Raw genomic sequence first — 23,384 nt, forward strand, 5'->3', positions numbered from 1 at the left:
GGGCCGCCGGGTGCGCGAGGTGACCGACCGCCCGCCGGCCCCGCCGGAGGCCGGCGACCAGCAGGTACGCGGCATGGCCCGCGGCGGTGTGCTGAACCTGGGCAGCGCGGTGCTCAGCCAGGTGGCGCTCTTCCTGGTCATGCTGTTGCTGGCCCGGGCCCTGGGTGTACGCGAACTCGGCCGGTACGCCCAGGTCTACGCCGTGCTGTCGCTGCTGGGCCTGCTCTCGCTCTCCGGTTTCCGGGCCGGGCTGACCCGGTTCGTGGCGGTGCACCTCGCCGACGACGAGCCGGCCGCCCTCCGGGGCGCGATCCGGCTCGGGCTCGGCATCTCGGCCGTGGCGTCCACAGTGATCGCCTTCGGTCTGGCGGTCGGCGCGCCGTGGCTCGCCGACGCCCTGCACGACCCGCAGCTCACCACCGGGCTGCGGTTGGCGGCGCTCTGCCTGCCCGCCTCGACCGTCTGTGAGGCCGCGCTCGCGGCCACCCGGGGGTGGCGCACGCAACGGGCCTACGCGCTCATCGGCCAGGTCTACGAGCCGGCCGCCCGGCTGGTGCTCACCGCGCTGGCGATCTCTCTCGGGGCGGGCCTGACCGGCGCGTTCTGGGCGCTGGTGGCGGCGAGTTGGAGCGCGGCCGGGTTGGCCCTCGTGGCGCTCGCCCGAATGGTGCGCCGGGTGCCCGCCGCCCGGCCCGCGTACCGGCCCGGCGAGCTGTTCCGGTTCTCCACGGTCAGCTGGGTCTCCTCGTTGTCGTCCACCGGGCTGATCTGGGTGGACGCGTTGCTGCTCGGCTTCTTCGACTACGGCCCCGACGCGATCGGCGTCTACCACGTGGCGACCCGGCTGGTCACGATCGCGGTGTTCGTGCTGGCGCCGGTCAACGCCTCGTTCGGTCCGCACCTGGCGCACCTCTACCACCAGGGTCGACTGGACGAGGTACGCCAAATCTACCGGGTCGCCACCGGCTGGGTGCTCCGGCTGTCGCTGCCGGCCTTCGTGGCGTTGCTGGTCTTTCCGGAGCAGTTGCTGCGGCTGGTCGGCGGGCCGGGCCTGGCCGGCGGCGCGGCGGTGACGGTGGTGCTGGCGCTCGGCCAGCTCGTCAACGCCGCGACCGGGCCCTGCGGAACGCTGCTGAACATGTCCGGCCGGGTCTCGGTCAACATGGTGGACAACCTCGCCGCCCTGCTGCTCAACGTCCTGCTCAACCTCTGGCTCATCCCGGCGTACGGCATTCTCGGCGCGGCGGTGGCCTGGGCGGTCTCGCTGGCGGCGGTGAACATCGCCCGGGTCTGGCAGGTGCGCGCGCAGGTGCACACCGTGCCGGTGACGGCGGGCATGGTGAAGGGCCTGGTCGCCGCGCTTGTCGCGATGGGCGTCGGGTTCGCTGTGCGGTGGCTGGTCGGAGGCGGGACCGCGCAGCTCGTTGTCGGTCTGGCCGCGATCGTGGCGGCGTACCTCGCCGCGGTGCTCGCCCTCGGGCTCAGTCGGGAGGACGTCATGGTGTTGCGCGCGGTGACCCGCCGTGGCGGTCGACGTGCCGCCGACGGCAGCGCCGATGTCGTCGTGGGCAGCGGAGTCCGCTCGTGACCGGCGTCGCGCGGCGTCAGGTCACCGACCGGCTGCGTCGGGGGGTACGCGCGGCGCGGGCCTGGGGGCGCGCGGCGCGACCGGGGGAGCCCGGTCCGCTGCCCGACTTCCTGGTGATCGGTGGGCAGCGCTGCGGCACCACGTCGCTGTACCACCACCTCGCCGCGCATCCCCGGGTCCGGGTGGCCAGCGGCAAGGAGTTGCAGTACTTCAGCGTCCACCACGGTCGGGGGGAGCGGTGGTACCGGGGGCACTTCCCGCACCTCGCCCCGGGCGAGCGTACGTTCGAGGCGAGTCCCTACTACCTGTTCCACCCGAGCGTGCCGGCCCGGGTCGCGGTGACCCTGCCGCAGGCCCGCTTCGTCGTACTGCTGCGCGACCCGGTGCAGCGGGCCTACTCGCACTACCTGCACACCCGCTCGTACGGCTTGGAGCCGCTGTCCTTCGCCGACGCCCTCGACGCGGAGGAGGAGCGGCTGGCGCGGGCGACGCGCGGCGGCCCGGACAGCCCTGCCGCGCACCGGGCGTTGCGTAACTACTCGTACGCGGCCCGGGGTCGCTATGCCGAACAGTTGGACCGGTGGTTCGCGCAGGTCCCCCGGGAGCGGATCCACCTGGCCCGCACCGAGGACCTCCACGCCGACCCGGCCGGCACGTACGCCGACATCCTGCGCTTCCTCGGCCTGCCGGCCTTCACCCCCGAGGCGTTCACCCGGCACACCCGTCGCGTCGACCCGGGCGTCTCCGAGCTGACCCCGGCCCTGCGGGACCGGCTGGGCGAGCACTTCGCGCCGCACAACGCCCGCCTGGCCACCCTGCTCGACTGGCCCGATCCCTGGCCGGCCGGTTAGCGCACGCTGGAGGTCCCGTGGGCGGTCAGGCCCTAGCGCACGGCGGCGAGGATCCGGTCCACCGGCTGGTCGGCGCGGAGCAGGACGGGGACGTCGGTCACGGTGGTGCCGCCACCGGCCGCGCCCAGCGGGGAACCCACCGCCCCGGTCCGCCCGCCCGGCGCCGCCGGCACGGTCACCGGCGTGTCCGCCGTGGACCAGAGCACCAGCGTGCTCGACCCGCCCCGGACGAACGCGACCCCGTTCAGCCGGCCGGCCACCGAGCCGGGCAGCGGCGTGACGGTGGCGTCCCGGGCCGCGTCGGCGAGGGCGGCCAACATCCGGCCGGCCTCGCGTTCGGTGCCGTTCGGGTCGAGCAGGCCGTAGCGGACCTCGCTGCCGGCCGCGTTGTTCGGGTTGTACGCCAACGGCAACCAACTGATCTCGCCGATCCCGCCGGCGGCGAGCAGGGTGACCGTCTTGACCATCTCGGCCGCCCGGCTGGCCGGGTCACCGTCGCCGTCGCGCCAGAACTGCCCGACCTCCCACGCCTGGATCGGCGTACCCGGCGGTGTGGTCGCGCGCAGGTAGTCCAGCAGCGGCGCCACCCCGCTGAAGTGCTCGTAGAAGTGCACCTGCCGAACGTCGACGGTGCGGTCGGTCAACAGCGACTCGGTGACCGCCAAAAAGCGCAGGCTGCGGCTGTTGGTCTCGGTGCCGAGCGCCCGGCGCAGCTGCGCCTCCCCGGTGACCGCCGGGATCTGCTGCCCCCGGGTGCCGACCCGACGCTGGAAGTACGCCTGGTAGGCGGCGACCGCCTCGGCCCCCCGACCGGCGCGCACCAGCCGGTCGGCGACACCCATGCCGTACGCGACGCTGCTGATGCCGGAGTCGACCACCCGCGCCTTCGGGTCGGTCGCGCGGATCGTCTCGGCGGCGGCCCGGACCAGCCGCGCGTACTCCTCGGGGCTGCCGGCCCAGTAGCTCGGCGCGTTGACCTCGTTCTCGATGGCGTACTCCCGCACCCCGTACGGGCCGTAGCGCTGCACCACCGAGCGGACGAACCGTTGGTACGCGCCGAGGTCGGTGGGCATCGCCGACTCGGTCTTGTTCGCCGTGCCCCGGGCGTGGCGTGCGGTGCCACCGGTCGCCCAGCACACGCCGGTGCGGATCTTCAGGTGCAGGGTGATGCCCAGTTCCCGGCTGCGCGTGGCGATCTCGTCCAACCCGGCCCAGTCCGCCTGCCCCGAGGTCCGTTCGATCTCACACCAGGAGATCTCCTCGTACGTCGCCGAACCGGCGAGCCGGCGCAGGTACGGCTCGAACTGCTGGTACCGCGACCAGTCCCAGTGCGCGCCGAACGGGTTACTCACCCCGTCCACGGTGTTGGTGGCCTCGGGTGCCGCCGTCGCGGAGGGGGTGGCTGCCGGTGGTGGGTCGTCGTCGCCGGCGGTGCAGCCGGCACCGAGCAGGAGTGTGGCGGTGACGGCGGCGGCGACGGCACGCAGCCGGCCCGGGCGGGTCACCGGTAGCCCAGGGCGCGCAGGGTCGGACCGGAGAAGACCCAGACCAGCAGGCGGAGGAACGGGTCGAGCTCGTGGCGGTGGCTGCCCACCCGGGAGCCGTAGATCGGCGCGGTGTCGCCCACCGCCGCGCGTCGCCGCTCCGCCTCGGTGGTGTACTTCTGGGCCACGTCGTGCTGCTTGCTGTCGTAGTCGAGGATGCCGTCCTCCCACGGTTCGCCGAGGAACTCGAAGAGGCCCCGCATCGTCTTCTCCGGCTCGCCGACCGCCTGCTCGTAGCGCAGCTCGTAGTAGCGGTCCGCCGGAAGGGTGGCGCCGACCGCCCGGGCGGTGCGGATGTAGCGCGGCCACTTCACCACGCACTTCACCGCGGACCAGTAGCCGAACCGTTTGCGGTGTGAGACCACCACGTCGCGTCCGTCCCGGATGAGGTGCACGATCTGGGCGTCCGGGAAGACCTCGGTGACGAAGTCGAGCGACATGGCGTACAGCGGGGTCTTGTCGGCCCACCGGGTCTTGCCCCGGGCGGCGGCGTAGTCGGCGTGCACGCCGCCGAAGAAGTCCCGGATCCGGCGCAGCCAGTCCTCGCGCGGGAAACCGAAGCGGGCCAGCCGTTCCCAGTCCCGGCCGACGATCCGTCGCAGGTCCGGCAGGAACCGGGTCTCCGGGCCGCAGCTGATCCGCGAGTGCGAGTCCAGGACGAGGCGCACCATCGTGGTGCCCGACCGCTGGCAGCCGACCAGGAAGATCGGCGCGGTACGGGTTCCGGTCTCAGCCACGGTCGACCGCCTTCGTCGTCTCGGATCGGGCGTCGGCGGCGGCGCGGTCGAGCCGGTCGGTCAGCTCGTCGCAGCGGGCCCGGACGCGCCTGTCGATCGGCAGCCGTCTGTCGCCCGCCGCACGGTGCGACATGCGTGGGGCGATGTGCGCGTGCAGCCGGGGATGGTAGGGGAAGTCGAGGAAGGCGCAGAGCCGTCGGAGCTGCGCGGCGGGCTCGGCGACCAGACTGTCGTAGCGGCAGAGCAGCACGTCGGCCCGTTGCTCCAGGCCGAGCTGGAAGAACAGCGAGTTGCGGACGTACCAGAACAGCGCCGCGCCGCTTTGTGGATCCAACCGCTGCGGGTCGTGGGCCCGGATCAGCTCGACGGTGTCGGTGTCGAGCCGCTGCCCCTGCCAGCGTCGGCCGATGCTGCCGTCGGCGATCGCCCGCAGGGCCCGCAGGTTGGCGTCACCGAACTTGGCGACCTCGGAGCGGGCCCGGTCGTCGACGTCGCGGTAGACCCACAGCGCGCGTCCGGGCGGCAGCCCCGGCAGGGCCAGCAACTCGTCCACCCGGTGGCTCTCGCAGAGCGGCTTGACCAGGACGTACGCGTGCCGGCTGCGGTGGAGGGCGGCGGTCAGCACCGGGTCCGGGCGCAGTTGGAAGCGGTGGAAGAGGGTGCGGTCGTTCTCGTTGCGGACCTCCACCTCCGGGGCGGCGTCCAGGCCCCGGACCAGCATGTTCGTGCCGGAGCGTTGCAGGCCGACCAGATAGACCGGCATCGCCGAACCGGGCGGCCGGCCGGTCCGCCGTCGCCAGCGTCGCTTCGCCAGGGCCGTGCCGATCCGGTCGACCGGGTTGAGGCGGTCCTCCTCGATCAGCCGTCCGATCCCCTCGGTACGCGCCCAGCGCAGATGCCGCCGGACCCGCCGAGCGGTGTACGCGAGCGCGGAGACCTCGTCGTCGGCTGCCACGGGTCCTCCTCGTCGGGCACCGGCCCGGCCCGACACCAGAGCGGGTACGACCGGCGGCAGCCAGGCTATCGGGAGATCATGGCGGGAGGCCAGGCCGCGGACCGCACGGGCAGACGAAGATCACCCGTTCAGCCACATGCCAAACGTGAGCTGGACTCGCCGACTCACCCTGCATACCGTGGGCCCTGGCCGGGGCGGGCAGACCCCGGTCATCACCTCCGGGCCCGGTTCGCCCGATCGACGTGAGCAGGCCGAGTCGATGCGCGTGCTGCATGTGAACAAGTTCCTCTACCGCCGTGGCGGCGCCGAGGGGTATCTGCTCGATCTCGCCGACCTGCAACGGGCCGCCGGCGACACGGTGGCCTACTTCGGCATGAGCCACCCGGAGAACGAGTCGCCGCTGCCGTACGCCGATCGGTTCCCGTCCGAAGTGGAGTTCGAGCCGGCGCCCAGCGGGGTGCGGCCCCGCGCGGTGGCCGTCGGCCGGATGCTGTGGTCACCGACGAGCCGCCGCGGGCTGGCCCGGGTGATCGACGACTTTCGGCCGGACGTGCTGCACCTGCACAACATCTACCACCAGCTCTCCCCGTCGGTGCTGGCGGCGGCCCGCGCGGCCGGTGTGCCGTGCGTGCTGACCCTGCACGACTACAAGCTCGCCTGCCCCAGCTACCAACTGCTGGACCGGGGCCGCCCCTGCCAGGCGTGCGTCACCGGCGGCCCGTTGCAGGCGGCCCGTCGCCGCTGCAAGGACGGGTCGCTCTCGCGCAGTGGACTGCTCGCCGTCGAGTCCTGGTTGCACCGGCAGTTCGACGCGTACGACCCGGTGCAGCTCTTCGTCAGCCCGAGTGGGTTCCTGGCCGACGTGATGCGCCGCGCGGGCGTCTACCCGGACCGGTTGCGGGTGGTCAACCACTTCGTCGACCTGAACGGCGTCGCGGCCAAGCAGACGCCCGGCGGCGGTGTCGTCTTCGCCGGTCGGCTGGCCCCGGAGAAGGGCGTCGACGTGCTGATCGAGGCGGCCGCCGCGCTGCCGGACGGGGTCGGCGTGGACGTCGCCGGAGACGGCCCGGCCCGCCCGGAGTTGGAGGCGCTCGCCGCACGGCGGGTGCCCGGCCGGGTCCGGTTCCACGGCCGTCTCGACAAGCCGCGCCTGCACGAGCTGATCCGCTCGGCGGCGGTGGTCGCCGTCCCGTCGCGGTGGCACGAGAACCAACCGATGGCGGTGCTGGAGGCGTTCGCCTGCGGCGTGCCGGTGGTCACCACCGACCTGGGCGGGCTTCCCGAGCTGGTCGAGTCCGAGGTGGACGGTCGCATCGTCGCCGCCGATGCGCCGACGGACCTCGGCGACGCACTCAACGACATCCTGGCCGACCCCCAGCGGGCGTACCGGATGGGCCGGGCCGGCCGGGCGAAGATCGCCGATCGGTTCACTCCGGACCGGCACCTGGACCGGATCCGTGGGCTGTACGCGGAGGCCGCCGAGGCGCTGCCCTCGCGACGGCGGGCCGGCCGTGCCGCCGCCGGTGGGGGAGCGGCCCGGTGAGCCCGGTTCGGGTGCTCTACCTCGCCGGCAGTGGTCGCAGTGGCAGCACACTGGTCACCACGGTCCTGGGACAGCTGCCCGGTTTCTTCGCGGCGGGCGAGCTGCGCTACCTGTGGCGGCGCGGCCTCCTGGAGAACCGGCCCTGCGGCTGCGGTTCCCCGGTGGCCGACTGCCCGCTCTGGGCCCGGGTACGCGCCGACCTGCCCGACGCCGACCCGGCCGGGATCGCCGCCCGGTTGGCCCAGCGGCTGCGGCTGCGGGGATTGCCCGCACTGCTGCGCCGCCAGCGTAGGGGGCAGCCGCCGGTCGCCGGCCACCCCGACGACACGCACCTGACCCGGCTCTACGCCGCGATCGCCGAACACGCCCTGGCCGGCCGGTCGGACGGTGTCATCGTCGACTCCTCCAAGCTGCCGCCGTACGGCGCCCTGCTCGGCAGCCTGCCCGGCATCGACCTGTACGTCCTGCACCTGGTGCGCGACCCGCGCGCCACCGCGTACTCCTGGCGTCGCCGGCGCCCACTGGACGGGCGCGCCGACGACCGGCTGATGAGCCGACCACCGGTGGGCAAGGCCGCGCTGCTCTGGCTGGTCTGGAACACCGCGACCGTACGACTGTGGGGTGGCCGCCGCCGTACGCCGGGCCGCTACCTGCGGGTGCGGTACGAGGACTTCGTGGCCGACCCGGCCGGCACCACCGACCGGATCGCCGGCTTCGTCGGCGCGACCCCCGACGCGCTTCCGTTCCCGTCACCGGCCACGGTGCGGCTCACCCCCACCCACTCGGTGGCCGGTAATCCGTCGCGGCACCGCACCGGGCTGGTCGACGTGGTCGCCGATACCGAGTGGCTGACCGGGCTCCCCACCCGCGCGTACGCCGTGGTGACCGGGCTGACCGCCGTGGCCCTGGCCCGGTTCGGCTACCCGTTGCGCCGCCCGGCGGCAATCTCTCCCGCCGCGGACCCGGCCGTTTCCCCGTCACCCGCCACCCGGCAGGAAGGCTGAACGATGCTCTCACTGGTGGTGGGAACCGGTCGCTGCGGTTCGACCCTGGTCCAGGAGTTGCTCTCCCGGCATCCCGCGGTCGGCTTCGTCTCCGGCCTCGACGACAAACTGGCCCGGCTTAACCCCAAGGGCAGGTTCAACGGCGCGCTCTACCGGCGCTCGGCACCGCGCCCGGCGGGGATGACCTCGCTGCGCCACAGTCGACGGTTGCTGGAGCGGGGCCGGCTCCGGGTGGCGCCGTCGGAGGCGTACCACCTGCTCGACCGGCAGGTGCTTGCCGGGTTCTCCCGGCCGTGCCGGGACCTGCTGGCCGAGGACCTGACGCCGTTCGTGGCCCGGCGGCTGCGGGCCTTCTTCGACGAGCGGATCGCCCGGCAGGGCTGTCAGCAGTTGGTGCAGCACGTCACCGGGTGGCCGCGCACCGGCCTGCTGCACGCTGCGTACCCGGAGCTGCGGGTGGTCAACGTGGTGCGTGACGGCCGGGCGGTGGCCAACTCCTGGCTCCAGATGGGCTGGTGGGACGGCTGGCGCGGGCCGGACAACTGGATCTACGGCCCGCTCCCGTCCGACCTGCGGGAGGAGTGGGTCGAGTCGGGTCGCTCCTTCCAGGTGCTCGCCGCGTTGGGCTGGAAGATGCTGATGGACGCCTTCGCCCAGGCCCGGCTGCGTCACCCGGCCCACCAGTGGCTGGACGTGCGCTACGAGGATCTCGTCGAGCAGCCGCGCGAACAGGTCGGCCGGATGCTCGACTTCCTCGGCCTGAGCTGGTCGGCCGCCTTCGAGAAGGGCTTCTCCCGGTACGACTTCACGGTGGGCCGGGCGGAGGCGTACCGGGAGGAACTCAGCCCGGCGCAGCTCGCCGCGATCGAACGGGTGCTGGAGAAGCCGCTGGCCGAGTGGGGCTACCCGGTATAGCGGCACGGGTCAAAGGTCCTCGCTATCGACGGACGTCACGAGGGCCGGCTAATCTTTGGCCCCACATTATCGATGTGAGGAGATGCGATGGCACGCCGTACCGGCCGACCCTCCTACCAGTTGGACAAGGCCGATGTGCGCCGCCAGCGCACAGTGCGCTTCGCGGCCGTCGCGGGCGTGATCGCACTGGTCACCGCGTTGCTCGGTGGGTTGATCGGCTACCAGGTGGGCCGTCCGGACGCCACCGAGGCGACCATCGCGAGCCTCAAGGAGGCCGAGGCGAAGCGGGACGCCCAGCAGATCGTGGAGCTGATCGAGACGGCCCGACGGGTCCGCGACCAGGTCGCCCCGGTCCTGACCGCCATCAAGACGGAGACGACCGGCGGACGTGCCCCGGATCCGGCGAAGGCACGCCAGTGGCAGGAGGTCATGCGTCAGGCGGCCGCGCCGTTCGCCGATCCGCCGTCGGGGACCACCGCCACCAACGTGGCGCGCGGAGGGTTGCGCGGTGCGGTCCAGCAGGCGTCGCTGGCCGTCGACACCTACGCCCTGACCGCCAACGTTCCGGCCGCGCAGCGTGCGGCCCTGCTGGACGTCACCGCCCGGCAGGCGGCCGAGGCCGCGACGATCTGGTCGGTCGCGGCGACCCAGCTCGACCAGATCAGCGTCGATGCCGGCAAGGGCCACCAGCATGTGTTCCTGGACACAGACCCCCACGGAGGGGCCCTCACCCCGGACGGGGCCGAGGAGGGAACGGGCGGCTGAGGCGCATTCCGGGCCAAGTGTCGGGTTTGCCGGTGCGGGCCGGCGTGCCGCACCCGCCGAGCGGTCGCCGCGTGATCTGGGGGCGACGCGCCGGATCGGGTACGGTCGCCTTCGCAAAGTCTATGAATCAGATTGGCTTTCTGTGCAATGGAAGCCGAATCGGAGGGACACAGCCGTGAGGTTCCCAAGCGCCGTCCGTCAGGCCGGCCTCGTCGTGGCCGTCGCCGCCCTCGCGCTGAGCGCGGGTTGCGCGAAGAAGGACGACAGTGAGGTCCAGGCCAGCGGCGTCAAGCTGGTCGCGGCGGGCAAGCTGACCGTCTGCACCCACCTGCCGTACCCGCCGTTCCAGTCCAAGGACGCCAGCGGCAAGGTGACCGGCTTCGACGTCGAGATCATGGATCTGGTCGCCAAGGAGCTCGGCGTCGAGCAGACGATCATCGACACCCCGTTCGAGGGGATCAAGTCCGGCCAGGACCTCAACACCGGCAAGTGCGACGCGGCTGCCGCCGGCATGACGATCACCGAGGAGCGGCGGAAGGTGATCGACTTCTCCGATCCCTACTTCGACGCCACCCAGGCGATGCTGGTGAAGACCGGCAAGACGTACAAGTCGCTCGACGACCTCAGGGGCAAGAAGCTCGGCGTCCAGGCGGCCACCACGGGTCGTGACTACGCCAAGAAGCTCGAGACGGAGAAGGGCCTGAAGCTCGTCGAGTTCGAGGACCTCGCCGCCCTGCAGCAGGCCGTCGCCAACGGCCAGGTCGAGGCCGCCATCAACGACCTGCCGGTCTGGACCGAGTACCTGAAGAAGAACCCGGGCGGGTTCGAGGTGGCCGCCGAGTTCGACACCGGCGAGCAGTACGGCTTCCCCGTGAAGAAGGACGCCAACCCGGAGCTGCTCAAGAAGATCAACGAGGTGCTGGCCAAGGCCAAGCAGGACGGCACGTACAACACGATCTACGAGAAGTGGATCGGCAAGCGGCCGAGCGCCTGAGCCGCGTAGCGGCCGAGCGCCTGAGCACCGCGCAGTACCGGAGGGCGCGCGCCCCGCGCGCCCTCCGTCTGGGTTACCTCCGGGAAGGCAACGAGCGAACGTGAAGCTGCGACGCCGCCAGCGGGAGCGGCTGTCCCTCGGGCTCCAGTACCTGGTCTTCATCGCCATCATCGCCACGGTGCTCGTCGCCGCGGACTGGGACAGGTTGGCCGACGCGTTCTTCCGCGTCGACATCATCAAGTCGATGTTCCCGACGATCATCACGGTCGCGCTGCGCAACACCATCCTCTACACGCTGGGCGCGTTCGCCTTCGGCCTGGTGTTCGGCACCGTCCTGGCGCTGATGCGGCTGTCGAGGGTGGCGCCGTACCGCTGGGTGGCGACGGCGTACATCGAGCTGTTCCGGGGTCTGCCCGCGCTGCTGGTGCTCTTCCTCGTCGGGTACGGCATCCCGATCGCCTTCCCCGAGCGCGAGATCCCGGGCGGGGTGTTCGGTTCGATCGCGATCGGCCTCGGGTTGACCGCCGCGGCGTACATGGCGGAGACGATCCGGGCGGGCATCCAGGCCGTGCCGAAGGGGCAGATGGAGGCGGCGCGGACCCTCGGCATGTCGCACTTCACGGCCATGCGCACGATCGTCATCCCGCAGGCGTTCCGGATCGTGATCCCACCGCTGACGAACGAACTCATCCTGCTCACCAAGGACTCGTCGCTGGCCTACGTGCTCGGCGTGACGGCGCAGACCATCGAGATCACCAAGTTCGGTCGGGACATGCTCAACGACCGGGTGAACGCGACCCCGCTGCTGGTGGCCGGCCTCGCCTACCTGGTGATCACCCTGCCGCTGTCGCAGGTGGTACGACGCCTCGAACTCCGCTACGCCAAGGCTCGGTGACCCCATGACGACCACCCCCTCCCGTCCCGCCGTGGAGATCCGCGACCTGCACAAGTCCTTCGGGCCGCTCAAGGTGCTCAAGGGCATCGACTTCGAGGTCGGCCAGGGCGAGGTGGTATGCGTCATCGGGCCGTCCGGCTCCGGCAAGTCGACCCTGCTGCGCTGCGTCGACCTGCTGGAGGAGCCGACCGCCGGCAAGATCTGGGTGAACGGGGTCGAGATGACCGACCCGGACGTCGAGATCGACGCGGTCCGCCGCGGCATCGGCATGGTCTTCCAGTCGTTCAACCTGTTTCCGCACCTGACCGTCCTGAACAACCTCACCATCGCCCAGCGCCGGGTGCTCCGGCGTGGTCGGGCCGAGGCCGAGCGGATCGCGCGGGCCAACCTGGAGCGGGTCGGGTTGACCGACAAGGCCGACGTGTTCCCGGCGCAGCTCTCCGGTGGGCAGCAGCAGCGGGCGGCGATCGCCCGGTCGCTGTCGATGGAGCCGAAGCTGATGCTCTTCGACGAGCCGACCTCGGCGCTCGACCCGGAACTCGTGGGCGACGTGCTCACCGTCATGCGCAAGCTGGCCGAGGACGGCATGACGATGATGGTGGTCACCCACGAGATGGCGTTCGCCCGCGACGTGGCCGACCGGGTGGTGTTCATGGATGGCGGCGTGGTGGTCGAGCAGGGGCCGCCGCAGGAGGTGCTCGGCGCACCGAAGCACGAGCGGACCCGCGCGTTCCTCTCCCGGGTCCTCGACCCGACCCACATCGCGCAGCTCGGTCAGCCGGACCAGTCGCCGGCGCCCTCGCCGGCTCCCAGCCTGCCGACGGACGACCGCCACAACCTCTGACCGCAACTCCCGTACGTCCTCCCCGCCGGGTTGCCATCTCGATGGCAGCCCGGCGTCGAGCTGTGCGCTGCTTTCCGTTGCCGATACGGGTAGCGGCGTCCGCCCGCGAGCGACCCGGCCGAGGACCCGGCGGTCGACGGCCTGTGTGTCAGCTTCATGTCAATCGACCGACGTCGTGATGTCAAGGTAATCTTCTTGCAATCAGACCTGTACTTTCGTCGATGGATTACATAAGTTGCTGTCATCCATCGAAAGTTCTGAGTCTTCCGAGCAAAGCCCGCGACGAGCCTCACCCTCAGTCGTGCCACCGCCCGTGCTCGGCGGTCGATGCACCCTGCCCTCGTCGCGTCTTCGCCCGGTCGTGAACGGAGACCCATGGACGATCACGCTGGTGGCCCTCACCGCCACCTGTCCCGCAGATCGCTGATCGCCACCGGAGCGCTCGCCGCCGGGGCGTTGGGCGCGTCCGCCCCAACGATCGGCACAGCGTTCGGAGGCAGCCCGGCCCGGGCCGCCGCCGGTGTCACCAAGAAAGTCACCATCTACGCCGAGCAGTTGCCCGGCAACCTGTTCGGGTACGGCCTGGCGCCCGGTCAGGCCACCGTCCCGGGCCCGATCCTGGAGATGTACGAGGGTGACACGCTGGAGGTCACCCTGGTCAACACCACCACCCAGCGGCTGTCCATCCATCCGCACGGGGTGGACTACAGCACCGAGTCCGACGGCAGCCCGTTCAACGACTCGTTCAACAACCCCGGTGAGACGCGGACGTACGTCTGGCGCTCCCACGAGATGGTTGCCGCGGCGGGTCGGCGGTACATGCCGGGCAGCGCCGGCTACTGGCACTACCACGATCACGCGATGGGCACCGACCACGGCACCGGCGGTGTCGCGAAGGGACTGTACGGCGCGCTGATCGTCCGGCGGCGCGGCGACATCCTGCCGTCGAAGCAGTTCACGGCCGTGTTCCACGACATGATGATCAACAACAAGATGGCCCCGGCGACCCCGATGTTCGAGGCGAACCTGGGCGAGCGCGTCGAGTGGATCGCCATCGGCCACGGCAACCTGTTCCACACCTTCCACCTGCACGCGCACCGGTGGGCGGACAACCGCACCGGCATGTTGGAGGGGCCGAGCGACCCGAGCCTGGTGATCGACAACAAGGACCTCAATCCCGGCAGCTCGTTCGGTTTCCAGGTGCTGGCCGGAGAGGGCGTCGGACCTGGCGCGTGGATGTACCACTGCCACGTGCAGTCGCACTCCGACGGCGGCATGGCCGGGATCTTCCTGGTGCGCAACGCCGACGGCAGCATGCCGCCGGGCGCCGAGGAGGCGATCCACCGGTTCCAGGGCCACACCCACACGCACGGAAGCTGACCGAACCGAAAGTGGGGACGGGCATGACCCGAAATTTACGACGAACCCTCGCCGCGGTAGCGGCCTTCGCCACACTGATCCCGGCAACGACGGCGGCCGCGGCCGCACCACGAACGGCGGCCGCCGCGCCGGCGGCACAGCCGCAGAAGACCGCGGTCCTGGTGTTCCACGGCCCGGTGGCCGAGCAACAGGACCCGGTCTCTCGCGCGGTGGACACCATCAAACAGCTTGGTGCCGTCCATGACATCGATGTCACGGCCACCACCGACCCGGGTACCTTCACCGCGGCCGGGCTGTCCGCGTACCGCAGCGTGGTCTTTCTCTCCGCGACGGGCGCCGCGCTCAACCGCGACCAGGAGTCGGCGCTGCAGAGCTACGTCAAGGCCGGCGGCGGTTTCGTCGGCATCGCCGACGCGGCCCGCGCCCAGGTCGACTCCACCTGGTTCACCGGGCTGATCGGCACCCGCCCGGCCGGCGCCATCCCGGTGGCCGAGCCGGTGGCCCGGGTGACCGCCAGCGGGGAGAACCCGCCCAACGAGACCAAGGAGAAGCTGACCGACGGCGACGCCAACACGAAGTGGCTCGTCCGCACCCCGACCGCCTGGGTGGCGTACGAGTTGAGCGCACCGAAGCGGATCACCGGGTACGCGCTCACGTCGGCCAACGACTCCTCCGGTCGGGACCCGAAGGACTGGACCCTGCAGGGCTCCACGGACGGTCAGAGCTGGACCGACCTGGACCGCCGCACCGGGCAGACCTTCCCGGAGCGGTACCAGACCCGACGGTTCGACATCGCCGCGCCGCAGGAGTTCACGCGCTACCGGCTGAACGTCACCGCGAACAGCGGTGAGCCGCTGGTCCAACTCGCCGACCTGCGCCTGTTCACCGGCAGCACCACCGCCCCGGAACCGCCCGCGGTGAACCGCGCGGTGGTGAACATCCTGGACCGCAAGCACCCGGCCACGGCGTCGCTGCCGCTGACCATCACCCGCTCCGACCGCTGGGAGAACTGGGACCCGAACCCGATCGGCACCGTGCACACGCTCGCCCAGGTCGAGGAGCGGCACTACAACCCGGGGGCCAGCGCCAACGGCGCCTTCCACCCGGTGTCCTGGTGCCGGGACTACGACGGCGGCCGGTCGTTCTACACCGGCATGGGCCACACCGAGGGCAGCTACGGCGAGGAGGCGTTCCGTACACACCTCGCCGGGGCCCTCAACTGGACCACCGGTCGGGTACGCGGTGACTGCCAGGCCACCATCGCCTCGAACTACAAGGTGGAGCGACTCACCGCGGCGAACCAGGCCGGGCAGCTGGACCAGATCGGCGAGCCGCACGGGCTCACCATCGCGCCGGACGGCACGGTCTTCTACGTCGGCAAGGCGGCCTGCCCGAGCGGCCCGATCGCGGATTGGACCAACCCGAAGGTCGGCCTGGGCTGCGGCACCATCCACTCCTGGGACCCGCGTACCAAGCAGGTCAAGCTGCTCACCACCCTTGAGGTGATGGGCAACCGGGGCAGCGGCTCCGAGTTGGTCAAGAACGAGGAGGGCCTGCTGGGCATCGTGCCCGACCCCGCGTTCGCCGAGAACGGGTGGCTCTACGTCTACTGGATGCCGCACGACTCGGTCGACCGGGAGAAGCGGGTGGGTCAGCGGACCGTCTCCCGGTTCACCTACGACCGGCAGGCGCAGACCATCGACCAGGCCACCCGCAAGGACCTGTTGCAGTTCCCCGTGCAGATCCACAGCTGCTGCCACGCCGGCGGCGGCATGGCGTTCGACGCCAAGGGCAACCTCTACGTCGGCTCCGGCGACAACAACTCCTCGGAGGGGTCGCAGGGCTACGCGGGCAACAACTGGACCGAGGAGTACCAGGGGATCTCGTTCCAGGACGCCCGCCGCACGTCGGGTAACACCAACGACCTCGCCGGCAAGATCATCCGGATTCACCCGGAGGCGGACGGCACGTACACCATCCCGGAGGGCAACCTGTTCCCACCGGGCACCGAGAAGACCCGGCCGGAGATCTACGTGATGGGCGTGCGCAACATCGCCCGCCTGCAGATCGACCCGGTGCACCAGTGGCTGACCGCCGGCTGGGTCGGCCCGGACGCCTCGTCGCCCAGCCCCACGCTGGGCCCGGCGAAGTACGAGACGGCCACCATCATCACCTCGTCCGGCAACCAGGGTTGGCCGTACTGCATGGGCAACCGGCAGCCGTACCGCGACCGCAGCAACACCGACGCGACGGTGCTGACCGGCTGGTACGACTGCGACAACCTGAAGAACACCTCGCCGCGCAACACCGGACTGGTGGACATTCCGGCGGCCCGGGACAACATGATCTGGTACTCGCCGGACGGCGGCGGCCCGGTGTTCCCGAAGCGGACCGACGGCAGCGGCCTCCCGACCTACGTGGCCGCCGACGCCACCTACACGCAGCCGTACCTGCGCGGCGGCGGGCAGGCCATCATGTCCGGCCCGACGTACCACCGCAGCCTCGTCGACACCACCAGCGGCGTGGCCTGGCCGGAGCACTGGGACGGCAAGTGGTTCATCGGCGACCAGTCGAACGCCGCCAACCGGGTCGCGGTCACCGTCGACCCGGCCGGCGTGCCGCAGGCCGCCCCACCGGTGTACGCCGAGACGCTGCGGGCCATCATCCCGGGTGGCAACGGCGACACCCGGTTGCAGAGCTGGATGGACGCGAAGTTCGGCCCGGACGGCGCGCTCTACCTGCTCGACTACGGCGGCGGCTTCTTCAGCCTGCACGCCAACCAGAAGTTGATCCGGATCACCTACACCGGCGGGGCGCCCACCCCGGCGCCGGCGGCGACCTCGGTCGCCGTGCAGAACAAGCCGCTGACCATTGCCTTCACCGGTTCCCGCTCCGGCGGCGTCAGCCACCGCTGGGAGTTCGGCGACGGTGCCACGTCGACCGAGGCGGACCCCCGGCACACGTACGCCACGGTCGGCACCTACACCGCGAAGCTCACCGTCACGTACGCCGACGGTCAGACGGCGACGGTGCAGACCACGGTGACGGTGGGCTGCGCGGTGCCCGATGACCGAGCCACGGTGTGGCTCGGTGACACGGACACCGGGGTGCCCAGTCGCACGGTCGGGCAGGGCTGCACGGCCAACGACCTGATCGACGACGAGAGCACCTGGGCCGACCACAACACCTTCGTCCGGCACGTGACCGCAGTGACCCGCGCGTTGCAGGACGACGACCTGCTCAGCGCCCGTGAGGCCGGCACCCTGACCCGCCTGGCCGCGGCGTCGGAGATCGGCCGCGCCGGCCACACCGGGTACGAGCCGCTCTTCGACGGCACCGCCGAGTCGCTGCGCGGCTGGGAGCAGGCGCCGACGGGTTCGTTCGCCATCCAGCCGGACGGGGCACTGCGCTCCAGCGGCGGCCTGGGCATGCTCTGGCACACCAAGGAACTCGGCGACTTCTCGCTGAAGCTCCAGTTCAAGGACATCGCCCCGGGCACCGGCCGGGCCAACACCGGAGTCTTCACCCGTTTCCCGGACCCCCGGATCCCCCTCGACCAGCGCCCACCGGACAGCTGCGGCACGGTCGGGTCGGCGCGGACCTCCCAGGCGTGGGTGGCGATCTACTGCGGACACGAGATCCAGATCTACGACGGTGACACCGGCGAGCCGCAGAAGACCGGCTCGGTCTACAACTTCGACACGGTGCCGCTGGCCCAGGCCGGCGTGACGCCGAAGAACGAGTGGAACGACTACGAGATCCGCGTCGTCGGGCAGCACTACACGATCATCCGCAACGGCGTGGTGATCAACGAGTTCGACAACACGCCCGGCAAGCAGTCGTCGCGTGCCGGCGACCCGCCGACCGACCTGCGGCAGTTCCTGCGCGGCTTCATCGGTCTGCAGAACCACGGTGACAACGACCTGGCCGAGTTCCGCAACGTCCGCGCGCGGGAACTCTAGGAGAGACGATGACCCGACGACTGACGGCCGCGCTGGCGGCGCTCCTGCTCACGGTGATCCCGTTGGCAGCAACGCCCGCCTCCGCCGCCCCTCGCGCCGCCGCCGACCAGGTGTTGACCTGGACCGCCGACGACAGCATCACCCGCTACAAGTCCGCGCCCACCACGGCGGTGGCCGGAGCGACCACGATCATCTGGGAGAACAGCGCGGCCACCGGCAACACCACCGGGATGCCGCACACACTGACCTTCGACACCAGCACCGAGGGCTACAACCACGACGTCACAGTCAACATCCTGGCCAGCCCGTTCGACGCCAACGACGGCCGCCACCAGGCGACCGTGACGCTGACCCCGGGCCGGTACCGGTACTTCTGCTCGATCCCCGGCCACAGCTCGATGGTCGGTGAGCTGGTGGTCACCGAGGGCGGTGGCGGCGGCGACACCACCGCGCCGACGGTGACCGGCACGGTCTCCGGTGACCAGGACCAGGACGGCAACTACCTCGGCGCGGCCACGGTGACCGTGACGGCCACCGACGCCGACTCGGGGGTGCAGACCGTCGAGTACCAGGTGGACGACACCAGCTTCCTGCCGTACACCGCGCCGGTGCAGGTGACCGCGATCGGTGACCACGCGGTGCAGTTCCGCGCCACCGACCAGGCCGGCAACACCAGCGCCGTCGGCTCGGTGTCGTTCCGGATCGTCGAGCCGGGGGAGGAGGACACCACCGCGCCGGTGGTCACGGCCGCACTGGCCGGCGACCGCGACGGCGACGGCAACTACATCGGTACGGCCACCGCCACGCTGACCGCCACCGACAGCGGATCCGGTGTCGCCACCATCGAGTACGCGCTGGACGGGGCGGCCTTCACCGCGTACACGAACCCGATCGTGGTGAACGCGGTCGGGATGCACATGCTGCACTACCGGGCCACCGACGTCGCCGGTAACACGTCGGCGGAGCAGATGGCCCACTTCACCGTCGTCGAGCCGCAGGCCGAGGACACCACTCCACCGACGGTCGCCGCCACGGTGGCCGGTGACCGCAACGGCGACGGCGCGTACGTCGGCGGCGCGACCGTGACGGTCACGGCCACCGACGCCGAGTCGGGGGTGGCGAAGATCGAGTACGCACTCGACACCGGGGGCTGGACGGCGTACGCCGCTCCGGTCGCGGTCCGCACGCCCGGCGCGCACACAGTGAAGTACCGGGCGACCGACACGGCGGGGAACTCCTCCGCCGAGCAGTCGACGACGTTCACCGTGGTGGCCGACGGCACCGACCGCTGCCCCGACTCGGACACCCGGGCCACCGTGGTCATCGACGGCGGCGACACCGGTGTGGCCAACGTGGACACCGGCGACGGCTGCACCATCAACGATCTGATCGACGAACACGCCGAGTATCCCGGCCACGCCGAGTTCGTCCGGCACGTCGAGGCGGTCACCGCCGCGCTCGTGACCGGCGGCACGCTCGACCGGCGGCAGCAGGGCGCCATCGTCCGGGCCGCGGCCCGATCGGACGTCGGCGCATGAGTCCTCGAACCTCATCGACAGGGAGTACAACGATGCCCGGACGTACCGTCGCCAAGCTGGCCACCGTGAGCGCCGTCATCGCGGCCTCGGTGCTGGCCGTGGCGCCCAGCGCACACGCCGATCTGGTCACCCACTGCATCGGCACCGGCGGCGCGGTGACCGTGCCCAACGACCTGCTCGTGCCCGCCGGCGAGTCCTGCGCGCTGACCGGCACCACGATCACCGGCAACGTCACCGTCGCGGCCGGCGGCAACCTGGTGGTGACCGGTGGCCGGGTCAGCGGTGAGGTACGCGTCGCGGCCGACGGGTACCTCGACGCCACCGAGACGACAGTCGACGGCCAGGTGGTGCTCGCCGCCGGGGGGTACGGGATCTTCCTGAAGGACGCCCGCACCGGCACCGTCACCGTGAAGCCGAAGGGCTCCACGACCATCGACAGTTTCCTGTTCGCCGAGGCGTCGACGGTCACCGGGCACGTCAACGTCGGTGCCGGTGAGGTCCGGCTCGATCGCGGCACCCAGGTGCAGCGCAACCTCAGCAGCACCGGCACCTACTACACCGACCTGCACGACTCGTTCGTCGACGGCACGCTGTCGGTGCTCAACAGCGCCACCGGCAGCGTGGTGTGTGGCAGCGCGGTCCAGGGTCGGGCCACCTTCGCCGGCAACCTGGGCGGTGTGCAGCTGGGCCCGAACGGCACCCTCGACAGCTGCGCCTCGGGCGGTTACTGGGGTGGGGACGTGAGCGTCACCAGCACCACCGGTGGCGTCACCGTCGACGACAACATCATCAACGGCCAGTTGGCGGTGACGTCCAACGACCCGGCCGCCCAGGTCGCCGCGAACAACCGGATCCGGGGCGGCGTGACCGGTGACCAGGCTGCGCCGACCACCAACCGGGCGGCCCGGACCGCCGCCCCGGAGCGCGAGGACGCCGGTGACCAGCGGGCCGAGCTGCGCCGTACGTCGGCGGTGCAGGAGGCCACCGAGGCGGGCGCCGCGAAGCTCTAGACGAGTAAGTCCTCACCCTGGCTGGGGCGATGGGCGGCCGGCGGTGACCGTCGGTCACCGCCGGCCGGGCGGATGCGGTAGTGAGCGGTATACCTCAGAGGTATGAATATGACTCTGAGGTATACCGCTCACCAACACATCGGCATGGCGGGCCAGCCGAGGCGCACGCCGTCAGCCCTGTCGGGCTCGTCGACTAGAAGTTACCGGCCGAGTTGCACTTCACGCCCTGGTCGAGGCAGTTGCGCACCCGGGCCGCGAGCGCCTCGTCCTTCCACGCGTTGAAGAAGTCCGCGTGCATGGAGAACGACGTGCCGGACGCCAGGGTGATGCCGTCCGTGTTCGCGCTCAACGGGTACGAGATCACGAAGGACACCGAGGGGACGGGCACCGGGTGGCTCTTCGGGCACGCCCCGGTGTGGTCGCCGTTGGCCATGTGCGCCTTGTGGTCGGGGCTGTCCAGGTGCTTGCCGTCCCAGCAGTCCGGGAAGGTGATCTGCCGGACGATGTTCGCGGTCTTCGCGCAGACCGGGAACGTCTTGTCGGCGCTGCGGCCGATCTCGCCGCCGATGCCGGCGCACCAGAAGTGGTTGCCCTGCTTGTCCGGGGTGTCGACCTGGTTCTTGGCGTTACCGGTGATCATTCGCAGGCCGAACGGGAAGGGCTGGGTCCTGCTCGGGTCCTTCAGGCGGGAACCGTAGTAGACGGTCACCTCCTTCGGGTCCACGACCTTGCCGTTCTGGTACATCGTCGGCACCCAGTAGGCGGACTGGTCGTCCGGCGAGTTGCAGGTGGTCGCCTTCGACGCCCGCAGCGATTCGGCGGTCGAGTTGGCGTCGGTCGACCTGTTGCCCCAGAACGTGTGGTTGTGCGAGCCGCCCGCCAGCTTGGGCAGCACGATCGGGTCGTCGCTGTTGTGGTGGCTGGTCGTACAGCCGACGTTGAATTCGGGCACCTTGACCGGGTTGCCGGTCACCGGCTTGGGTTTGCGCGCGAAGAACGCCTTCGTCGCGGCGGCCTGCGCGGCAGCGTCGATGGTGATCCAGCCGCCGGATGCGGTGGGCGGGGCGGCGCTGGTCGCCGGCGTTCCCGGCTTGCCCGGCGCGGACGGCGTGGCCGAGGTGCCCGGAGCGCTCGGCGTGGCCGACGGGTCGCCCGGGGCGGTCGCCGTCGGCGCATCCGGGCCGGACGAGCCGATGCCGGTGTCGCTGGACGGGCCGGACGCGCCGGGCGTGCCCGGCGCCTCCTTGCATCCGCCGGCGAGCGCCACGCTCACCAGCAGCAGGGCGGTCACGGAACGACGGTGTCGAGGGGTGGATCGGAGATTCATCAACGGGGGAGCACCTTTCTTCCGAGCCCGAAGAATAGAAGTCCACCCCCCGCGCGTTTCCCACCGAAACGATTAAGTCTCCCTTAAATATCGCTCTGCGATTATCTGGTCAGCTCTGCGGAGCCGCCGTGGTGTCGGCTCAATCTCAATTCTCTGATTCTCCTCCAAAAACTGTAATCGGCGACTGCGGCGGCACTCCACCTTTCTTGAGTGGTCGGCCGACCGAGGCTTTCGCGACACGCGCCCGGTGGGCAGTTCGACGTGGCGCGGCTCGTCCAACCGGCGGAGGCCACCGGCCCTCGGGCTGTGGCACCCTTGGGCGGTGCGGCACTCCCACCTGACCGGCCTCCTGGTCGTCATCGGCGTGCTCACCCTCGCGACTGTCCTCGGCTGGTGGTGGCGCCGACGCGACGGCCGGATCCGCTCGGTCGTCGCCGCCGACGGACTCGCGGACCTCGGCCCAGACCCCGCCTCGGCGACGCTCGCCGCGCTCGGGGTGCGCCCCGGTGCGGTCACCCTCGTGCAGTTCTCGTCCGCGTACTGCGCTCCCTGCCGAGCCACCCGCCGCCTCCTGACCGAGGTCGAGGGTCGCGTCGACGGGATCACCGTCGTGGAGATCGACGCCGAACGGCACCTCGACGAGGTCCGCGCGCTCGCTGTCTGGCGTACGCCGACGGTGCTGGTGGTCGACGCCGAGGGCCGGGTCGTCCAGCGCGTGTCCGGGATGCCGGGTCGTGACGAGCTGATGGCCGCGCTCCGGCCGTTGGTCGCCGGAGCCGCGCGATGACCGGCACTGCGTTGACCGGCACCGCGTTGACCCGTCGGCGGACTGTGGACCACGGTCGGCTCTCGGCGAGCCTCTGTCCGGCGCTTCCGTCCGCCTGAGCCCTCTCCCCGCCCGCGCCGGGCCCGCCCATCCTCGTGCTCCCGGCGTCCTCGCCGAACGGAACCGTTCACATGCTGCTTGACCCTCGCGCGCCCCGGTTCGCCGCCGCCATTACCACCGCAGTCCTCGCCGTCGCCCTCGTCACCGGCTCGACCCTGCTGCTGATCGTTCAGGCGCTGATCTTCGCGGTGACCGCGGCCAACCCCCGCATCGGCCCGTACGGGGTGCTCTACCGCAGCCTCGTCGCGCCCCGGGTCGCGCCGCCCACCGAGCTCGAACCGGCGGCCCCGGTACGGTTCGCGCAGCTCGTCGGCCTGGTCTTCGTGCTGGTCGCGACGATCGGGAATCTGTCGGGTGTGCCGGCACTCGGGCTCGCGGCGACCGGTGCGGCACTGGCCGCCGCGTTCCTCAACGCGGCGTTCGACCTCTGCCTCGGCTGCGTCGGATACCTCGCTCTGCGTCGGATGGCGGGTCGACCGATGGCAGCCCGGGTCCCGGTCGGGCCGTCCTGATCGGTAGAGACGTCCCCATCCTGGCCCGACCTGTTCTCACTTCGATGCCCCGAGGATCACGAAAGGGAAGCGCAACGGACGGGCCTGCGACGCGCGGTGTGCCCAGCGTTCCCCCGTTCGTTTCGTGATTTCCG

Annotated in this window: 18 protein-coding genes and 1 pseudogene; 15 read left to right on the forward strand and 4 right to left on the reverse strand. The window is 71.3% G+C overall.

All coding sequences use genetic code 11. From position 1 onward, the window contains the following. Window positions 1–10: 10 nt before the first annotated feature. Both ACFYL6_RS24790 and ACFYL6_RS24795 read left to right on the forward strand, forming a co-directional pair. Window positions 11–1,588, forward strand: a complete 1,578-nt coding sequence (locus tag ACFYL6_RS24790; protein WP_387174621.1) for a flippase — start codon at window positions 11–13, stop codon at window positions 1,586–1,588. Continuing rightward, entirely contained in the window at window positions 1,585–2,439 is an 855-nt protein-coding gene (locus ACFYL6_RS24795) for a sulfotransferase family protein (protein WP_387174623.1), read from the forward strand. Before ACFYL6_RS24790 ends, ACFYL6_RS24795 begins: the two co-directional genes overlap by 4 nt. 32 nt (window positions 2,440–2,471) lie before the next feature. Here ACFYL6_RS24795 and ACFYL6_RS24800 read toward each other — a convergent pair whose 3' ends face one another. From ACFYL6_RS24800 to ACFYL6_RS24810, 3 genes are read right to left on the reverse strand one after another with little or no spacing between them, the layout of a single operon-like run. Further along, on the reverse strand, window positions 2,472–3,944 hold the full coding sequence (locus ACFYL6_RS24800; RefSeq protein ID WP_387174625.1) for a hypothetical protein: 1,473 nt from the start codon (window positions 3,942–3,944) through the stop codon (window positions 2,472–2,474). Then, window positions 3,941–4,720 carry a sulfotransferase family protein gene (locus tag ACFYL6_RS24805; RefSeq protein WP_387174627.1) on the reverse strand — a complete coding sequence of 260 codons (780 nt, stop codon included), beginning with the start codon at window positions 4,718–4,720 and terminating at the stop codon, window positions 3,941–3,943. Before ACFYL6_RS24805 ends, ACFYL6_RS24800 begins: the two co-directional genes overlap by 4 nt. Continuing rightward, the gene (locus ACFYL6_RS24810) at window positions 4,713–5,675 is read right to left on the reverse strand and encodes a hypothetical protein (protein ID WP_387174629.1); all 963 of its coding nucleotides are present in this window, start codon (window positions 5,673–5,675) and stop codon (window positions 4,713–4,715) included. Before ACFYL6_RS24810 ends, ACFYL6_RS24805 begins: the two co-directional genes overlap by 8 nt. A 178-nt stretch (window positions 5,676–5,853) precedes the next feature. On the opposite strand from ACFYL6_RS24810, the gene ACFYL6_RS24815 reads away from it, so the two are divergent. The 11 genes and pseudogenes from ACFYL6_RS24815 to ACFYL6_RS24865 all read left to right on the forward strand — a co-directional run bounded on the left by ACFYL6_RS24815 (window position 5,854) and on the right by ACFYL6_RS24865 (window position 20,525). Further along, window positions 5,854–7,218: a glycosyltransferase family 4 protein gene (locus tag ACFYL6_RS24815; protein ID WP_387174631.1), complete on the forward strand. Its 1,365-nt coding sequence runs from the start codon at window positions 5,854–5,856 to the stop codon at window positions 7,216–7,218. Next, window positions 7,215–8,222, forward strand: coding sequence for a sulfotransferase (locus tag ACFYL6_RS24820; protein ID WP_387174633.1), 1,008 nt, complete (start codon window positions 7,215–7,217; stop codon window positions 8,220–8,222). Before ACFYL6_RS24815 ends, ACFYL6_RS24820 begins: the two co-directional genes overlap by 4 nt. 3 nt (window positions 8,223–8,225) lie before the next feature. After that, on the forward strand, window positions 8,226–9,137 hold the full coding sequence (locus ACFYL6_RS24825) for a sulfotransferase family protein (protein ID WP_387174635.1): 912 nt from the start codon (window positions 8,226–8,228) through the stop codon (window positions 9,135–9,137). Window positions 9,138–9,224: 87 nt separating this feature from the next. Continuing rightward, a complete protein-coding gene (locus ACFYL6_RS24830; protein WP_387174637.1) occupies window positions 9,225–9,902 on the forward strand; it encodes a hypothetical protein in 678 nt (225 codons plus the stop codon). Window positions 9,903–10,077: 175 nt separating this feature from the next. After that, on the forward strand, window positions 10,078–10,896 hold the full coding sequence (locus ACFYL6_RS24835) for a basic amino acid ABC transporter substrate-binding protein (RefSeq protein WP_387174639.1): 819 nt from the start codon (window positions 10,078–10,080) through the stop codon (window positions 10,894–10,896). 100 nt (window positions 10,897–10,996) lie between these two features. Beyond that, window positions 10,997–11,791, forward strand: coding sequence for an amino acid ABC transporter permease (locus ACFYL6_RS24840; RefSeq protein ID WP_238668494.1), 795 nt, complete (start codon window positions 10,997–10,999; stop codon window positions 11,789–11,791). Between the two features lie 4 nt (window positions 11,792–11,795). Continuing rightward, window positions 11,796–12,635 (forward strand): amino acid ABC transporter ATP-binding protein, encoded by an 840-nt coding sequence (locus tag ACFYL6_RS24845; protein ID WP_387174641.1) that lies wholly within the window; start codon window positions 11,796–11,798, stop codon window positions 12,633–12,635. 375 nt (window positions 12,636–13,010) lie between these two features. Then, window positions 13,011–14,015 (forward strand): multicopper oxidase domain-containing protein, encoded by a 1,005-nt coding sequence (locus ACFYL6_RS24850; protein ID WP_387174643.1) that lies wholly within the window; start codon window positions 13,011–13,013, stop codon window positions 14,013–14,015. 23 nt (window positions 14,016–14,038) lie between these two features. Next, entirely contained in the window at window positions 14,039–17,977 is a 3,939-nt protein-coding gene (locus tag ACFYL6_RS24855) for a ThuA domain-containing protein (protein WP_387174645.1), read from the forward strand. A gap of 8 nt (window positions 17,978–17,985) precedes the next feature. Continuing rightward, a pseudogene (locus ACFYL6_RS24860) lies at window positions 17,986–19,308 on the forward strand (OmpL47-type beta-barrel domain-containing protein); the annotation flags it as partial. A 239-nt stretch (window positions 19,309–19,547) separates the two neighbouring features. Then, a complete protein-coding gene (locus ACFYL6_RS24865) occupies window positions 19,548–20,525 on the forward strand; it encodes a hypothetical protein (RefSeq protein ID WP_387174647.1) in 978 nt (325 codons plus the stop codon). 193 nt (window positions 20,526–20,718) lie between these two features. Here ACFYL6_RS24865 and ACFYL6_RS24870 read toward each other — a convergent pair whose 3' ends face one another. Then, the gene (locus ACFYL6_RS24870) at window positions 20,719–21,816 is read right to left on the reverse strand and encodes a DUF1996 domain-containing protein (protein ID WP_387174650.1); all 1,098 of its coding nucleotides are present in this window, start codon (window positions 21,814–21,816) and stop codon (window positions 20,719–20,721) included. Window positions 21,817–22,174: 358 nt separating this feature from the next. On the opposite strand from ACFYL6_RS24870, the gene ACFYL6_RS24875 reads away from it, so the two are divergent. Continuing rightward, window positions 22,175–22,639, forward strand: coding sequence for a TlpA family protein disulfide reductase (locus ACFYL6_RS24875; protein WP_387174652.1), 465 nt, complete (start codon window positions 22,175–22,177; stop codon window positions 22,637–22,639). A gap of 170 nt (window positions 22,640–22,809) precedes the next feature. Continuing rightward, on the forward strand, window positions 22,810–23,250 hold the full coding sequence (locus tag ACFYL6_RS24880) for a DUF4395 domain-containing protein (protein ID WP_387174655.1): 441 nt from the start codon (window positions 22,810–22,812) through the stop codon (window positions 23,248–23,250). Window positions 23,251–23,384: the final 134 nt, after the last annotated feature.

Origin of the sequence: Micromonospora sp. NPDC007208, assembly GCF_042869175.1 — a bacterium.
GTDB classification, from domain to species: domain Bacteria; phylum Actinomycetota; class Actinomycetes; order Mycobacteriales; family Micromonosporaceae; genus Micromonospora; species Micromonospora foliorum.

Excerpts from the sequence above, each read along its gene's own strand:
- ACFYL6_RS24825 (WP_387174635.1), top strand. The coding sequence starts at position 8,226 with ATGCTCTCACTGGTGGTGGGAACCGGTCGCTGCGGTTCGACCCTGGTC.
- ACFYL6_RS24830 (WP_387174637.1), top strand. The coding sequence starts at position 9,225 with ATGGCACGCCGTACCGGCCGACCCTCCTACCAGTTGGACAAGGCCGAT.
- ACFYL6_RS24845 (WP_387174641.1), top strand. The coding sequence starts at position 11,796 with ATGACGACCACCCCCTCCCGTCCCGCCGTGGAGATCCGCGACCTGCAC.
- ACFYL6_RS24850 (WP_387174643.1), top strand. The coding sequence starts at position 13,011 with ATGGACGATCACGCTGGTGGCCCTCACCGCCACCTGTCCCGCAGATCG.
- ACFYL6_RS24855 (WP_387174645.1), top strand. The coding sequence starts at position 14,039 with ATGACCCGAAATTTACGACGAACCCTCGCCGCGGTAGCGGCCTTCGCC.
- ACFYL6_RS24865 (WP_387174647.1), top strand. The coding sequence starts at position 19,548 with ATGCCCGGACGTACCGTCGCCAAGCTGGCCACCGTGAGCGCCGTCATC.
- ACFYL6_RS24880 (WP_387174655.1), top strand. The coding sequence starts at position 22,810 with ATGCTGCTTGACCCTCGCGCGCCCCGGTTCGCCGCCGCCATTACCACC.